Below are 13,875 nucleotides of genomic sequence, written 5' to 3'. Positions count from 1 at the left end.
CATGGACTAAGGTGATGCTCATTGTCCCGAGGCAAGCGAGGCTGAGTCATGTCCGTTGAACATCTGGATGTCCTGATCATCGGCGCCGGCCTGTCCGGAGTCGGCGCGGCTTGCCACCTCAAACGGCTGTGCCCGACCAAGCGTTTCGCCATTCTCGAGGGGCGCGAGGCCATGGGCGGCACCTGGGATCTGTTTCGTTATCCGGGCATTCGTTCCGACTCGGACATGTACACCCTCGGCTACAACTTCAAACCCTGGAGCGATCCGCAGGCCATTGCCGACGGTACGTCTATTCGCCGTTACATCGAGGAAACGGCCGCCGAGCATGGCGTCGACCGCTTGATCCGCTATCGGCACAGGGTGCTCGAGGCCAATTGGTGCAGCGCCAGCGCCACCTGGCAGTTGCGGGTGCAGCGCGGCGAGGAGAGCGAGCCGCTGCGCATGAGCTGCCAGTTCCTGATGATGTGCACCGGCTACTACCGCTACGAGGCTGGCTACACCCCCGAATTCACCGGGCGCGAGGATTATCAGGGCACCTTCATTCATCCACAGCTGTGGCCTGAGGGCTTCGACTACAGCGGCAAGCACGTACTGGTGATCGGCAGCGGCGCCACGGCGGTGACCCTGGTGCCAGCACTCGCCGAGCGCGCGGCTCAGGTCACCATGCTGCAGCGTTCGCCCAGCTACGTGATCAACCTGCCGCAGCGCGATGCGCTGTCCAATGCACTGCGCCGGGTGTTGCCGGAGAGGTGGGTGTATCGCCTGGCGCGCGGGCGCAACGTGACTCTGCAACTGGTCTTCTACAAGCTGGCCAAGCGCTTTCCCAGTCTGGTGCGGCGGATACTGCTGGGGCTGGTGCGGCGGCAGATGGGCGAGGTCGATCTGCGCCATTTCAGCCCCCGCTACAAGCCCTGGGACCAGCGCGTCTGCGCAGTGCCGGATGGCGACCTGTTCCGCGTGCTGCGCCAGGGCAGGGCGCAGGTGGTCACGGCCGAGATCGAGCGTTTCACCGCCCAGGGCGTTCGGCTCAAGGGCGGCGAGGAGCTGGCTGCCGATGTGATCGTCAGCGCCACCGGTCTGCAGTTGCAGTTGTTCGGCGGCATCGCTGTGCAGGTCGATGGCGCGCCATTCGAGGCGCCGAAGAGCATGGGCTATCGCGGCATCATGCTGCGCGATCTGCCCAACCTGGCGGTGGTGATGGGCTACACCAACGCCAGCTGGACGCTCAAGGCCGATCTTTCCAGCGAGTACTTCTGCCGCCTGATCAATCATCTGGACGCCATCGGCATGCGTCAGGTGACACCACGCGACAAGGGCGGCAGCGTCCGCCCGGAGCCCTTTCTCGATTTGCAGTCGGGCTATATCAAGCGCGCCGCGCACCTGTTGCCGGCGCAGGGCGACCGGGTGCCGTGGAAGCTGCATCAGAACTACCTGCTTGATCTGGCGCTGCTGCGCTACGGCAAGCTCGAAGACGACTACCTGGTGTTCTCTGCGCCTCAGGAGGAGCCGCAAGCGGTGTTGGCGCAGCCTTGATGTGACGGGGCTATAGCGAATGTCCTACAAAATATTACACAATCGCGCCGCTTACGTTCCTGGCAGAGCGCCACTACACTTTTGCGAGCTGCGTCACGGAAGAACAACAAGGTGCCAAGCGCCTAATCAACCAGAGGTCGGCCATGAAGGAACAGCGCCATCTACCCGCACTGCGCGCTCATATCGAACAGCTGCTGAGCAAGGGCTGGGTCATCTCCAGCCGCAGCCCTTTGATGCTGCAGAACGGCCATCGTTGCTATCTCGTTTCCCACGGCATGCTGATCAGCGAATCTTCAACGCACGCGGCCTGAACGCTTTCCCGACCGTTGCGCCTCGGCCTTGCCTGGCGCAGCGGCATTTTGGTTACCGGATATTGCATCCCTAGCCTGCCTCATTCTCCTCTTCGTCCCGTGATAAGCGCCTGTGCCCGTCTGGCTTCGCTCTGACCGCTTCCCCACACAGAAGCCACTGCGGATGTAACGCCTTGGTCAGCGCGTGGTCAGTGCCTATAACCAACCGGTCACTGAGAGAGGAGCCTGGTCATGCCCAGTCGTCGTCGAGTCCTGCAAGGTAGCGCCAGTCTGGCTGCGCTGGCTGCCCTGATGCCCTGGTTGCCGTCGTCCGCCTTTGCCTCAGGCCCCCTGCTGAGCCGGGCGATTCCCAGTAGCGGCGAACAGCTGCCGGTGATCGGTCTGGGCACCTCACGCACCCATGACGTGGCGCTGACAGATGAAGCGTTGCAACCGCTGCGCGAGGTGTTGCAAGCGCTGGTCAACGGCGGCGGCAGCCTGGTGGATACCGCGCCCAGCTACGGGCGGGCCGAGGCAGTGTGCGGGGCGCTGGCCGCCGAGGATGGCATGCGCAAGCGCCTGTTCCTGGCCAGCAAGGTGTCCTCGACCGGGCGTGCGGCCGGTGAGCGTCAGGTCGAGGCCAGCTTCGCCGCGCTCAGGGCCACTACCATCGACCTGATGCAGGTGCACAACCTGCAGGACACCAGCACTCAACTTGCGCTGCTGCGCGAGCTGAAAGAGCAGGGCCGGGTACGTTACATCGGCGTGACCCACTATCTGGACTCCGCCCATGAGCGCCTGCTCGAGGTGCTGCGCAACGAGCCGGTGGATTTCGTCCAGTTCAACTACTCCATCGGCGAGCGCAATGCCGAGCGCGAGTTGCTGCCCTACTGCGCCGACAAGGGCATCGCGGTGCTGATCAATCGCCCGTTTCAGCGCTCGGCACTGTTCGACCGGGTAAAGGGGCAAAACCTGCCTGACTGGGCGGCGATCGAGCTGGATGTCACCTCCTGGGCGCAGCTGATGCTCAAGTTCATCCTTGCCAATCCTGCGGTGACGGCGGTGATTCCGGCCACCTCCAACCCGCGTTACATGGCTGACAATATTCTCGCCGGTCAGGGCCGCCTGCCGGACGCGGCGCAGCGCAAACGCATCATCGAGCTGTTCGCCTGAGATGCAGGCGCTCAGCTGGCGCCTGGCGCGGGCGATCAATGCCGAGAAGCAGGAGCTGGCGGCGGTGCTGGCCGGATTCGCCCTGTTCTTCTGCCTGTTCGCCGGCTACTTCATGCTGCGGCCGATCCGTGAGGCAATGGGCATTACCGGCGGGGTGAACAACCTGCAGTGGCTGTTCACCGCCACCTTCGTCGTCATGCTGCTGGCGGTGCCGCTATTCGCCTGGCTCAACTCGAAGGTGCCGCGCATCCATTTCATCGACTGGGTGTACGGCTTCTTCTGTCTCAACCTGTTGGTCTTTGTGCTGCTGTTTCGCCTCGACCACGACAGTGTCTGGCTGGCGCGGGTGTTCTATGTGTGGATCTCGGTCTACAACCTGTTCGTCGTCTCTGTGGCCTGGAGCCTGATGGCCGATGTGTTCGATGGCGCCCAGGCGCGCCGGCTGTTCGCCTTCATCGCTGCGGGCGCCAGTGTCGGCGGGTTGTGCGGGCCGCTTGTGAGCACTGTACTGATCGGGCCCATCGGCGAGTCCGGGTTGATGCTGATGGCCGCCGTGCTGCTCGGGGTGGCCATGGCGCTCAAGCGCTATCTGATGGTCTGGCGTGAACGCCAGGGCGCCGGGCGGCCGGGAGCGCTGCCCAGCGAAAGCCCGCGCATGCCGGTGCCGGGCAATCCCTTCAGCGGGCTGACGCGCATGCTCGGCTCGCGTTATCTGCTGGGCATCGGCGCGTTCATTCTGCTGCTGACCTCGGTCAGCACCTTCCTCTACTTCGAACAGGCGCGCCTGGTGGCCGAGTTGTTCCCGGAGCGCGCTGCGCAGGTGCGGGTGTTCGGCATCATCGACTTTGTCGTGCAGGCCGGCGCCCTGACGACTCAATTGTTCATCACCGGCCGGGTGGCGCAGAAGCTCGGCGTGCGCGTGTTGCTGTCGCTGGTGCCGGCACTGGTCTGCCTGGGCTTTATCGGCCTGGCGCTGGCACCGACCTTCGCCATGCTGGCGGGGTTGATGATCGTGCGGCGCATCGGCGAGTACGCCTTCGTCCGGCCGGGGCGGGAGATGCTGTTCGCCCCGCTGGATGCCGAGAGCAAGTACAAGGCGAAGAACTTCATCGACACCGTCGTCTATCGCGGCGGCGATGCCCTCAGTGGCTGGGCCAAGGCCGGGCTGGACATGCTCGGTCACGGCGCCTGGCTGGTGGCGATGGCCGGCGCGCTGTGCGCCGCACTATGGGGCGTGCTCGGCTGGTACCTGGGCGGGCGCGTCGATCGCCAAGTCCAGAGTTAGGAGGTGCTGTGCGCACCGCCATTGCACCGGAAGAATGGCCGGTGCGCATGGCGCGGCGCTCCCTAGGGGTTGGCCACTGCGACGATCTCCTCGATCAGCCATTGCAGCGCGGCATCGCGCTGACGTTGCGCCAGGCTGACCACTTCCAAATGGAAGGGGCCGAGGGCGAAGGGCAGGTCGAACAATTGCAGCGGCAGCAGCGTGGCGAAATGCCGGGCCAGGGCAGTGGGCAGCACGGCCGCCAGTTCGCTGCCGGCGACGATGTGCGCCGCCTGCAGGTAGTTCGGCGTGGTGTAGAAGATCTGCCGCGACAGGCCCTGTTCGCCCAGCCACTGATCGACCATGCCGCGGGTCTGCCCGCCGTGCACCCAGAGGTGACGCAGGCGCAGGAAGGTCTCCAGATCCAGGCTGCCCCGACGCAGCAGCGGATGCTCGCGGCGTACCGCCAGCTTGAGCGTCTCGCTCATCCAGTGACGGCGGGCGAAACGCGCCGGCATCTCGTCGAAGCGGCCCAGCACCAGGTCCAGCTCGCCCTTGTCCAGCGCCTCCATCGGCAGGCTGGGACTGAGGTGGCGAATATCGATGCCGATGCCCGGCGCCTTGCGGCTGAGGCGGTCGAGCAGGCGCGGCATGCACACCAGCTCGACGTAATCGGTGACGGCGATGCGAAAGCGCTGGCGGCTTTCGCCCGGCTCGAAGGCCTCGCCCGCGCTCAGGCTCTGCTCCAGTTGGCGCAGCGCGCTGCGGATCGGCGCCTCCAGCGCCAGGGCCCGCGGGGTAGGCTGCATGCGTCTGCCCACGCGCACCAGCAGCGGATCGTCGAGCAGCTCGCGCAGACGGCCCAGGGCATTGCTGACCGCCGGCTGGCTCAGCGCCAGGTGCTCGGCGGCGCGCGAGACGTTCTGCTCGCGCAGCAGGGCATCGAGCACGCGCAGCAGATTGAGGTCGAAGTTGGTGAAATTCATCTACTGAATACGTCGTATCACAAGACTAAATTTCAAAAATAGTAGCGGCTTGCTTATCGTGACCCAAGCTTCTGGGTGCCTTTAAAAACGTAGGCGAGGCAGTCAGCGCAAGGCGAAAACAGGCGAAAAAGCGGAGTTTACGGGTTGTAAATGAGCATTTTGAGCCTGTTTTTAACGCAGCGATGACAACGCAGGTAGTTTTTAAGGGTGCCCAGCCTGTTTGTGCACGAGAGGAATAACAATGAACAAAGTCGTCTCGCCGCTTCGCTGTGCCGCCGTGATCGGCGCCGGCACCATGGGCCGCGGCATCGTCATCAGCCTGGCCAATGCCGGCCTGCAGGTGCTGTGGCTGGACAACAATCCGCAGATGGTCGAGCAGGGCCTGGCAATGGCCGAGGAAACCTGGGCGCACAACGTCGCCAAGGGCCGCATCGATGAGGCCGAAGCCGCGGCGCGACGCGCCCGAACCCATGCGGTGGAAAGCTATGCGGCCCTGGCCGACGCCGACTTGGTGATCGAGGCGGTGTACGAGAATCTTGAGCTCAAGCAACGCATTTTCCGCGAGCTGGACGCGGTGATGAAGCCCGGCGCCATCCTCGCCAGCAATACCTCGGCGCTGGATATCGACGCCATCGCCGCCGTCACCGCGCGGCCGGAAGCCGTGCTGGGCCTGCACTTCTTCAGCCCGGCGCACATCATGAAGCTGCTGGAGATAGTCCGCGGCGGCAAGACCGCGCCGGCCGTGTTGCAGGCCGCACAGGAGCTGGGCGAGCGCATGGGCAAGGTGGCGGTGGTGGCCGGCAACTGCCACGGCTTTATCGGCAACCGCATGCTGCACACCTACGTGCGCGAGGCGCGCATGCTACTGCTCGAAGGCGCCTGGCCGCACCAGGTGGACGCGGCGCTGCAGGGCTTCGGCTTCGCCATGGGGCCGTTTCGCATGTACGACGTGGTCGGCATCGACCTGGAATGGCGCGCCCGCGAACTGGCAGGGGAGGGGCAGGATGATCCGGCGGTACAGGTGGACAACCGCCTGTGCGAGCTGGGCCGCTTCGGCCAGAAGAGCGGCAAGGGCTACTACCTCTATGCGCCCGGCAGTCGCCAGGCCGAGCATGACCCGGTCGTCGACGGCTTGGTGCAGATGCAGTCGGAGCGCCTGGGTTTCACCCGCCGCGATATCGGCAACGAGGAGATTCTCGAGCGCTGCCTGCTGGCGCTGGTCAACGAGGGGGCGAAGATTCTCGAGGAGAACATCGCCGCCAACAGCCACGACATCGACCTGGTCTATCTCAACGGCTACGGCTTTCCTGCCGAGCGCGGCGGCCCGATGGCCTGGGCCGATGGCGAGGGTGTCGCGGCGATCCATCGGCGCCTGTTGCAACTGACCGAGCGTTTCGGCGCGCACTGGCAGCCGGCGGCGCTGATCGAGCGCCTGGCTGCCGAGAACAAGCAGTTCAGCGACGTACAGGAGGGTCAGGTATGAGTTATCAGGCGCCATTGCGCGATATGCGCTTCGTGCTGCACGAACTGTTCGACGCTGCCGGCCACTGCGAGCGCCTGGGCAACGGCCTGGATCGCGAGCTCATCGACGGTGTGCTGGAGGAGGCGGCAGCCTTCGCCGCGGGTGAGATCGCCCCGCTCAATCGCAACAGCGACGAGGAGGGCTGCCGCCTGGAGAATGGTCAGGTCAGCACGCCCAAGGGCTTTGCCGAGGCCTACCGGCAATACGTGGACAACGGCTGGGCGAGCATGACCGGGCCGGTGGAGTACGGCGGCCAGGGCTTTCCGCAGCTGGTGGCCTTCGCCTTTCACGAGATGCTGATGGGCGCCTCGCTGTCCTTCCGCGTCTACTCCGGGCTGACCGAAGGCGCCGTATTGGCGCTGCACAAGCACGGCAGCGAAACGCTGAAACAGCAGTACCTCAGCAAGCTGGTCAGCGGCCAGTGGACCGGCACCATGTGCCTGACCGAGCCGCAGGCCGGCACCGACCTGGCCCTGCTGCGCACCCGCGCCGAGCCGCAGGCCGACGGCAGCTACAAGGTCAGCGGCAGCAAGATCTTCATCAGCGGCGGCGAGCAGGATTTCTCCGAGAACATCATCCACCTGGTGCTGGCGCGCCTGCCCGATGCACCGGCTGGCGTGAAGGGCATTTCGCTGCTGCTGGTGCCAAAATTTATCGCCGCCGCCGATGGTACGCCTGGCGAACGCAACAGCCTGTCGTGCGGGGCCATCGAGCACAAGATGGGCATCAAGGGCGCCTCCACCTGCGTGATGAACTTCGACGGCGCCACCGGTTGGCTGGTGGGCGAGGCCAACCAGGGTCTGGCCTGCATGTTCACAATGATGAACGACGCGCGCTTTCAGGTCGGCCTGCAGGGCCTCGGCATTGGCGAGGCGGCCTTCCAGGGTGCGCTGCGTTATGCCCGCGAGCGCCTGCAGTCGCGTGGCCTGGCGGGTGTGCAGGCGCCTGACAAGGCGGCCGATCCGATCATCGTTCACCCCGACGTGCGGCGCATGCTGCTCACGCAAAAGACCCTGGTCGAGGGCAGTCGCATGCTCGCTGCCTACACTGCACGCCAACTGGATCTGGAGCACGGCGCCGAGTCGGCCGATGCGCGCAAGGCGGCCGGCAAGCGCGCGGCGCTGCTGATCCCCATCGTCAAGGCGTTCTTCACCGACATGGGCCAGGAGGTGGCCAGTCATGGCGTGCAGGTCTACGGTGGGCACGGTTTCATCCGCGAATGGGGCATGGAGCAGCTGATGCGCGACAGCCGCATCACCCAGCTGTACGAAGGCACCAACGGCATCCAGGCGCTGGACTACATTCGCCGTAAGCTGCTGGGTGACGGCGGCGCCGAATTGAGCGCGCTGCAGGCAGAGTTCAGCGCGCTGTGCGATGCCCAGACCACGCGCCCGGCGCTAAAGGAAATGGCGACCGTCGTGCAGGCGCGTATTGGCGAATGGCGCGAGCTGAGCACGCAAGTGCTCGCCGCATGCCAGCGCGATACGCAGGAGATCGGTGCCACTTCGGTGGATTTTCTCCAGTACTCGGCCTACGTGCTGCTCGCCGGTTTCTGGCTGCAGGCCGCGGCGCGGGCGCAGGATGGGCTGGAAGCGGGCAGCGGCGAGGCCGCGTTCTACCAGGCCAAGCTGCACGGCGCCGAGTTCTATCTGCGCCGCGTGCTGCCGCGCGCCAGCGCGCACCGCGAAGCCCTGCTGGGCGGCGCGGATTGTTTGATGGCCATGGATGAGGGCAGTTTCGCCTTTTAGCGGAGATGTCTGTAGGAGCGGTGTAGCCCGGATGCAATCCGGGGAAATTTGCCTGACCGACCCCGGATAGCATCCGGGCTACAACAAGAGGAGCACCCCATGCATCCCTTCAGCTTCGCCACTACCGCGCAGATGCTCTGCGAATCCGGTGCCAGCCTGCGTCTGGCCGACCTATGCCGCGAGCGCGGCGCGCAGCGCGTGCTGATCGTCACCGATCCCGGCATCACCCGCCTCGGCCTGCTGGAGCCCCTGCTGCCGGGCTTCGCCCGCGCCGGTATGGGCGTGCAGGTATTCGACCAGGTGCTGGCCGATCCGCCCGAGGCCGTGGTGCTGGCCGCCGTGGCCCAGGCCCGCGAACTGCAGGCGGAGCTGGTAGTCGGTTTCGGCGGCGGCAGCTCGATGGACGTGGCCAAGCTGGTGGCCTTGCTGGCGCATCCCGACTGCGGCCAGGCGCTGAGCGAGATCTACGGCGTGGGCAATGCCCGCGGGCGGCGCCTGCCGCTGATCCAGGTGCCGACCACCGCCGGCACTGGCTCCGAGGTGACGCCAATCGCCATCGTCACCACCGGCGAGACCACCAAGATGGGCGTGGTTTCGCCGCTGCTGTTGCCGGATCTGGCCCTGCTCGATGCCGACCTGACCCTCGGCCTGCCGCCTGCGGTCACCGCCGCCACCGGCATCGACGCCATGGTGCATGCCATCGAGGCCTATACCAGCGCGCTGAAGAAGAACCCGCTTTCCGATTTGCTGGCGCGCGAAGCGCTGCGCCTGCTGGCGGCCAACCTCGATGAGGTGGTGCGCAACGGCGGCAACCGCGAGGCGCGCCAGGCCATGCTGCTCGGCGCCTGCCTGGCCGGGCAGGCCTTCGCCAACGCGCCGGTGGCAGCGGTACATGCGCTGGCCTACCCCCTGGGCGGGCATTTCCATATTCCCCACGGGCTGTCCAATGCTCTGGTGCTGCCGCAGGTGCTGGCCTTCAACGCGCCGGTGGCCGCGCCGCTGTACGCCGAGCTGGCGCCGCTGGTATTGGGCGAGCAGTTGCGGGCCGGCAATGCCGCAGCGCAGACCGAGCAACTGATCGAGGCGCTGGCAGCGTTCAGTCAGCGCAGCGGCCTGCCGACGCGGCTGCGCGACGCCGGAGTGAGCGAGGCCATGTTGCCCACCCTGGCGGCGGACGCCATGCTGCAGCAGCGCCTGCTGGTGAACAATCCGCGCGAGATGAACGAGCAGCAGGCGCTGGCCATTTATCAGGCTGCCTATTGATTCAGGTCGCGGTTAAAGCCCCTCCCACAGATCCGCGAGATTTGTGGGAGGGGCTTTAGCCGCGATACCAACCCAAGGATCATCATGAGCCAACCCCAACATCTGCGTGGCGACTACCGCCACTTCCAGCCGATCACCACGCGCTGGCACGACAACGACATCTACGGCCACGTCAACAACGTGACCTACTACAGCTACTTCGACAGCGCGGTGAATGCCTACCTGATCGCCGAGGGCGGGCTGGATATTCATGGCGGCGAAGTGGTCGGCTTCGTGGTCAGCTCCAGCTGCGACTACTTCGCCTCCATCGCTTTCCCTGACGCTATCGAGGTCGGTCTGCGCGTCGGCAAGCTGGGCAACAGTTCGGTGCAGTACGAGCTGGCGATCTTCAGGGCCGGTGAGGAGCAGGCCTGCGCCGCCGGGCGTTTCGTTCATGTGTTCGTCGATCGGGCGAGCAATCGTCCGGTGAGCATCCCCGAGCCGCTGCGCTCGGCGCTGGAGCGTCTGCTGGCCGCCTGAGGCGTGCTAGGCTGTGGCGATTCATGCCGCCGGGGAGTGCCCATGTCCGATCTGCAACGCGAGCAGGCGCAACGCCGTGCCGAGCGCATCGCTGCGTTCCGCGCCGAGCTGGCCGAGCTGCACCGCGAGCAGGTGTTGCAGCTGAGCACCGAGCAGGAGCAGGGCCTGACTGCCTATCACGAGCAGTTGCTGGCGCACTACCGACAAACTCTGGACATCGACGCCGATGCCCGCGCGCGCCAGCTGTCGCTGGGCATGCGCCTGGCCTCACTGGTCGGTGCGCTGGCCCTGGCAGCCGGGTTGTTCTTTCTCTTCTACCAGTTCTGGGGCCTGTTCGATGCCGGTGTGCAGGTCGCTGTGCTGCTCGGCAGCTCACTGGGCAGTCTGCTGCTGTGCTTCTGGTTGCAGGCGCGCGACGCCTCCGGTTACTACGCCAAGCTGGCCGCGGTGCTGGCATTCGTCTGCTTCGTGCTCAATCTGTCGATGCTCGGGCAGATCTTCAATATCACGCCCTCGGACAAAGCCCTGTTGCCCTGGGGTGCGCTGGCGCTATTGCTGGCCTATCAATGCCGTCAGCGCCTGCTGCTGGTCACGGCGTTGCTGTGCTTCGGCCTGTTCCTCGCTGCGCGGTTGAACGACTGGACGGGCTTGTACTGGTGGTCGCTGGATGACCACCCGGAGAACTTCCTGCCTGCCGCGCTGCTGTTCGTGCTGCCACAGTTCATCGATCAGACGCGACGGATCGGTTTCGCCGCCTGCTATCGGGTGGTCGGCTTGCTGTACCTGTTCGGGCCGGTCCTGATCCTCAGCTACTGGGGCCAGGGCAGCTACCTCGATTGGCCAGCGCGCTGGGTGGAGGCCTTCTACCAGACGCTGGGCTTCGTCCTGGCGGGGCTGGTGATCTGGCTGGGCGTACGCCGCGGCTGGGCCGAGGTGGTCAATACCGGGTTGGGCTTCGCCCTGGTGCTGCTGTTCAGCAAGCTGTTCGACTGGTGGTGGGAGCTGCTGCCACGCTACCTGTTCTTCCTCCTGCTCGGGCTGATCGCACTGTTGTTGCTGGTCATGCTGCAGCGCTGGCGCCGTGGAGGTGCAGCATGAATCGCCCACTTTGGCTCGGTATCGGGCTGATCCTGGCGAGCAATGCCGTGGCCCTCGCGGGCGTCTGGTACAACCGCAGCGGTGAGCCGCAGGCGCAACTGCAATTGAGCGAGCGGGAAATCCAGCTGCCCTACGACAGCTGGCTGCGCGGCGAAGAGAACAGCGGCCTGCGTCTGCAACTGGCCTGGCGCCAGGCGGATGCCGACTGGTCCTGGCTGGACGAGGCCAAGCTGCGGGAACTGGGTTTTGCGCCGAACGACCTGGGCCGCAGCGCGGAGCGGCCGCTGTGGCTGGTGCTGGAACTGGACGGGCCGAGCTATCGAAAGCAGGTCGAGCGGGCCAAGGCCGCACTGGCCAGTGCCCAGGCGGTGCTGGCCTTACGACCGCAAGACGAGAGCTTGCGCCAACAGCGCGATCAGCGCCGGCTCGAACTGCGGCACGAGCAGCAGCAGGCCACGCGTCTGATGCTGGTGGATGCCGGCCTGGACGCCGAAGCTCTGCGCCAGGCCTGGCCGGATCGTCAGCGCCAGGTCATTCTGGCTGGTCGCCTGACCCCCTATCGCTACGGCGACATGCCCAACTACAGTGCCAGCGTAGTGCTGGAGAGTGATCGCATCAGCGTGCCCAGACGCTACCGGGAGGCCTTCGCTCAATGGCGGCTGCGCGCCCATGACGAAAAAAGGCCCAAGGTGCAGGTCGAAGTTGCCTTCGGCCAGCGCCATGAGCCCTGGTTGATCGGCGTCGGTCAGTGACGGCGCCAGTGTTTGTGGTGCTTCTTGTGCTTCTTGCCGTGGTAGTGGCGACGCTTGTCACGACGGTCATCGTCGTAGCTGGCATTGCCCATGTAGTTGCCCAGCGCGCCACCAGCGCCGCCACCTACTGCGGCGCCAACCACGCCGCCGGTATTGCCGCCGACCTGCTGACCCACGACGTTGCCGCCTGCCGCGCCTAGCGCGCCGCCGATGGCGGCTTCGGTGCGGCTGCGGCGATCAGCGCCGACCATGCTGCCTGCCGCGCCGCCGAGGCCTGCGCCGACTGCAGCCCCGGTGTTGCCACCGACCTGCTGGCCAACCATCGCGCCCACCGCGCCACCGAGGGCGCCACCCAAACCCGCTTCGGTGCTGCCGGCAAAGGCGAAACCGCCGCTGCTCAGGCCAAGGGAAAGGAAGAGGAACTGTAGAGACTTCATAGGCTTCTCGATCACGGAGCCGCAGTGCGGCGGGAGTTGCTCCATTGACCCAAGCGGCTCGCCCGTGGTTCCCCACTGCGCAGCCGCCTGTCGGATTATGTGGTGTGATGCTCAGAGCAGGGGCTCGCGTCCCCACTGTTCCAGCGCCTGGGCCAATGGCAACACCTCACCGGGGCGGCTCAGGGCATAGCCGGGCAACTGAGCGATACGCGCCTGGAACTCCGGGTTCTGCAGCACTCGCAGCAGCGCGGCCATCGCCGGCAGCTCGAGGCTGTCCTCGCGGCACAGCAGGCAATAGTGCTCGCGCGCCATGGGGATGAAGTCCAGGCCGAACTGGCGCGCCGCCGCTTCCACGCCGAAGCCGACATCGGCCATGCCGCTGGCCACAAAGGCTGCCACTGCGGCGTGGGTGAATTCCTCGTTGTGGAAACCCTTGATGGTCGTGCTGTCCAGACCACCCTGCTGTAGCAGGTCCTGCAGCAGCAGGCGCGTCCCCGAACCTGGTTCGCGATTGACGAAGCGCAGCTCGCCGCGCGCCAGGTCCGCCAGGCCTTGCACGCCGTGCGGGTTACCTGGGGCGAGCATCAGCCCCTGGGTGCGCACGACGAAGGTGATCACCCGCTGATCGGGGCGCAGCCAGGGCTGGATGCGGCTCATGCTCAGCGCGCCGAGCGGCCCGGCCGGCACGTGCATGCCGGCCACCTCGCAATCGTGGCGCTGCAGGGCGACCATCGCCTCGCTGCCGCTGCGAAATTGCACCTCCCACTGCCAGCTGGGGTCGCGTTCCAGCCATTCGCGCAGTGCCGCCACGGCGAAACCATGGCTGGCATGGATGCGCAGGCCCGGGTTGCTGGCCTGAAGCACCCGGTTCAGTTCCAGCTCCAGCTCGCCGGCCAGGTTGTCCAGCTGCGGCGACAGCCGTGCGCGGATGCGCTGGTCGGCCCACAGCAGCTTTTCTCCCAGCGGTGCCAGTCGTGCGCCCTTGCCGCGCTCCAGCTCGATCAGGGGCCTGCCGAAGAATGCCTGCCATTTGCCCAGCAGGTTCCAGGCGTGGCGGTAGGAATAGCCGACGCGGGCGGCAGCCTCGGTCAGCTTGCCGGTGTCGTGCACGGCCTGCAGCAACTCCAGCCCCTGCGGATCGAGGCTGCTGCCGTCGCGTTGGTGGAAACGCCAGCGAGGTTGAATGTCGATGCTGATCATATGCTCAAGGCTTCATATTTGTTCGGCCGATTTCCCATGCTAATTTGCAGCACATGGGCGCTTTGCGACCCAGTATAAGAACTTTACTTC

The 13,875-nt window shown here is 65.9% G+C and carries 13 protein-coding genes; 10 read left to right on the top strand and 3 right to left on the bottom strand.

From position 1 onward, the window contains the following. Positions 1-48 precede the first annotated feature (48 nt). The 4 genes from GYB81_RS13475 to GYB81_RS13465 all read left to right on the top strand — a co-directional run bounded on the left by GYB81_RS13475 (position 49) and on the right by GYB81_RS13465 (position 4,281). Positions 49-1,533: a flavin-containing monooxygenase gene (locus GYB81_RS13475; RefSeq protein WP_161865752.1), complete on the top strand. Its 1,485-nt coding sequence runs from the start codon at positions 49-51 to the stop codon at positions 1,531-1,533. Between the two features lie 143 nt (positions 1,534-1,676). Then, positions 1,677-1,844, top strand: coding sequence for a hypothetical protein (locus GYB81_RS24475; RefSeq protein ID WP_178101817.1), 168 nt, complete (start codon positions 1,677-1,679; stop codon positions 1,842-1,844). Positions 1,845-2,075: 231 nt separating this feature from the next. Beyond that, entirely contained in the window at positions 2,076-2,996 is a 921-nt protein-coding gene (locus tag GYB81_RS13470) for an aldo/keto reductase (RefSeq protein ID WP_161865753.1), read from the top strand. A gap of 1 nt (position 2,997) precedes the next feature. Next, on the top strand, positions 2,998-4,281 hold the full coding sequence (locus tag GYB81_RS13465; protein ID WP_161865754.1) for an NTP/NDP exchange transporter: 1,284 nt from the start codon (positions 2,998-3,000) through the stop codon (positions 4,279-4,281). 62 nt (positions 4,282-4,343) lie between these two features. Here the strand turns inward: GYB81_RS13465 and GYB81_RS13460 are convergent, their stop codons facing one another. Next, the gene (locus tag GYB81_RS13460; RefSeq protein WP_161865755.1) at positions 4,344-5,246 is read right to left on the bottom strand and encodes a LysR family transcriptional regulator; all 903 of its coding nucleotides are present in this window, start codon (positions 5,244-5,246) and stop codon (positions 4,344-4,346) included. 241 nt (positions 5,247-5,487) lie between these two features. Here GYB81_RS13460 and GYB81_RS13455 point away from each other — a divergent pair, with 241 nt between their 5' ends. The 6 genes from GYB81_RS13455 to GYB81_RS13430 all read left to right on the top strand — a co-directional run bounded on the left by GYB81_RS13455 (position 5,488) and on the right by GYB81_RS13430 (position 12,148). Then, a complete protein-coding gene (locus GYB81_RS13455; RefSeq protein WP_161865756.1) occupies positions 5,488-6,729 on the top strand; it encodes a 3-hydroxyacyl-CoA dehydrogenase in 1,242 nt (413 codons plus the stop codon). Next, on the top strand, positions 6,726-8,516 hold the full coding sequence (locus tag GYB81_RS13450) for an acyl-CoA dehydrogenase C-terminal domain-containing protein (protein WP_161865757.1): 1,791 nt from the start codon (positions 6,726-6,728) through the stop codon (positions 8,514-8,516). The genes GYB81_RS13455 and GYB81_RS13450 overlap by 4 nt, the downstream gene beginning before the upstream one ends. 99 nt (positions 8,517-8,615) lie before the next feature. Then, positions 8,616-9,779: an iron-containing alcohol dehydrogenase gene (locus tag GYB81_RS13445; RefSeq protein ID WP_161865758.1), complete on the top strand. Its 1,164-nt coding sequence runs from the start codon at positions 8,616-8,618 to the stop codon at positions 9,777-9,779. Positions 9,780-9,863: 84 nt separating this feature from the next. Further along, positions 9,864-10,298, top strand: coding sequence for an acyl-CoA thioesterase (locus GYB81_RS13440; RefSeq protein WP_090430043.1), 435 nt, complete (start codon positions 9,864-9,866; stop codon positions 10,296-10,298). 42 nt (positions 10,299-10,340) lie between these two features. Further along, entirely contained in the window at positions 10,341-11,396 is a 1,056-nt protein-coding gene (locus GYB81_RS13435; protein WP_161865759.1) for a DUF2157 domain-containing protein, read from the top strand. Then, positions 11,393-12,148, top strand: a complete 756-nt coding sequence (locus GYB81_RS13430) for a DUF4824 family protein (protein WP_161865760.1) — start codon at positions 11,393-11,395, stop codon at positions 12,146-12,148. The genes GYB81_RS13435 and GYB81_RS13430 overlap by 4 nt, the downstream gene beginning before the upstream one ends. On the opposite strand, the gene GYB81_RS13425 is transcribed toward GYB81_RS13430, so the two are convergent. Next, entirely contained in the window at positions 12,142-12,585 is a 444-nt protein-coding gene (locus GYB81_RS13425) for a glycine zipper domain-containing protein (protein ID WP_024306511.1), read from the bottom strand. The two genes, GYB81_RS13430 and GYB81_RS13425, sit on opposite strands and share 7 nt — an antisense overlap. Before the next feature lie 111 nt (positions 12,586-12,696). Continuing rightward, positions 12,697-13,785, bottom strand: a complete 1,089-nt coding sequence (locus tag GYB81_RS13420; RefSeq protein WP_161897860.1) for a substrate-binding domain-containing protein — start codon at positions 13,783-13,785, stop codon at positions 12,697-12,699. Positions 13,786-13,875 lie beyond the last annotated feature (90 nt).

The sequence above is a fragment of the Pseudomonas yangonensis genome, assembly GCF_009932725.1.
Classification (GTDB): domain Bacteria; phylum Pseudomonadota; class Gammaproteobacteria; order Pseudomonadales; family Pseudomonadaceae; genus Aquipseudomonas; species Aquipseudomonas yangonensis.
The sequence above is the reverse complement of the archived record's forward strand: the minus strand, read 5'-3'. Positions and strand labels throughout refer to the sequence as shown.

Coding starts and splice junctions, on each gene's coding strand:
- GYB81_RS13450 (WP_161865757.1), top strand. CDS start 6,726: ATGAGTTATCAGGCGCCATTGCGCGATATGCGCTTCGTGCTGCACGAA.
- GYB81_RS13430 (WP_161865760.1), top strand. CDS start 11,393: ATGAATCGCCCACTTTGGCTCGGTATCGGGCTGATCCTGGCGAGCAAT.
- GYB81_RS13435 (WP_161865759.1), top strand. CDS start 10,341: ATGTCCGATCTGCAACGCGAGCAGGCGCAACGCCGTGCCGAGCGCATC.
- GYB81_RS13475 (WP_161865752.1), top strand. CDS start 49: ATGTCCGTTGAACATCTGGATGTCCTGATCATCGGCGCCGGCCTGTCC.
- GYB81_RS13455 (WP_161865756.1), top strand. CDS start 5,488: ATGAACAAAGTCGTCTCGCCGCTTCGCTGTGCCGCCGTGATCGGCGCC.
- GYB81_RS13470 (WP_161865753.1), top strand. CDS start 2,076: ATGCCCAGTCGTCGTCGAGTCCTGCAAGGTAGCGCCAGTCTGGCTGCG.
- GYB81_RS13420 (WP_161897860.1), bottom strand. CDS start 13,785: ATGATCAGCATCGACATTCAACCTCGCTGGCGTTTCCACCAACGCGAC.
- GYB81_RS13460 (WP_161865755.1), bottom strand. CDS start 5,246: ATGAATTTCACCAACTTCGACCTCAATCTGCTGCGCGTGCTCGATGCC.
- GYB81_RS13465 (WP_161865754.1), top strand. CDS start 2,998: ATGCAGGCGCTCAGCTGGCGCCTGGCGCGGGCGATCAATGCCGAGAAG.
- GYB81_RS13440 (WP_090430043.1), top strand. CDS start 9,864: ATGAGCCAACCCCAACATCTGCGTGGCGACTACCGCCACTTCCAGCCG.
- GYB81_RS13445 (WP_161865758.1), top strand. CDS start 8,616: ATGCATCCCTTCAGCTTCGCCACTACCGCGCAGATGCTCTGCGAATCC.
- GYB81_RS13425 (WP_024306511.1), bottom strand. CDS start 12,585: ATGAAGTCTCTACAGTTCCTCTTCCTTTCCCTTGGCCTGAGCAGCGGC.
- GYB81_RS24475 (WP_178101817.1), top strand. CDS start 1,677: ATGAAGGAACAGCGCCATCTACCCGCACTGCGCGCTCATATCGAACAG.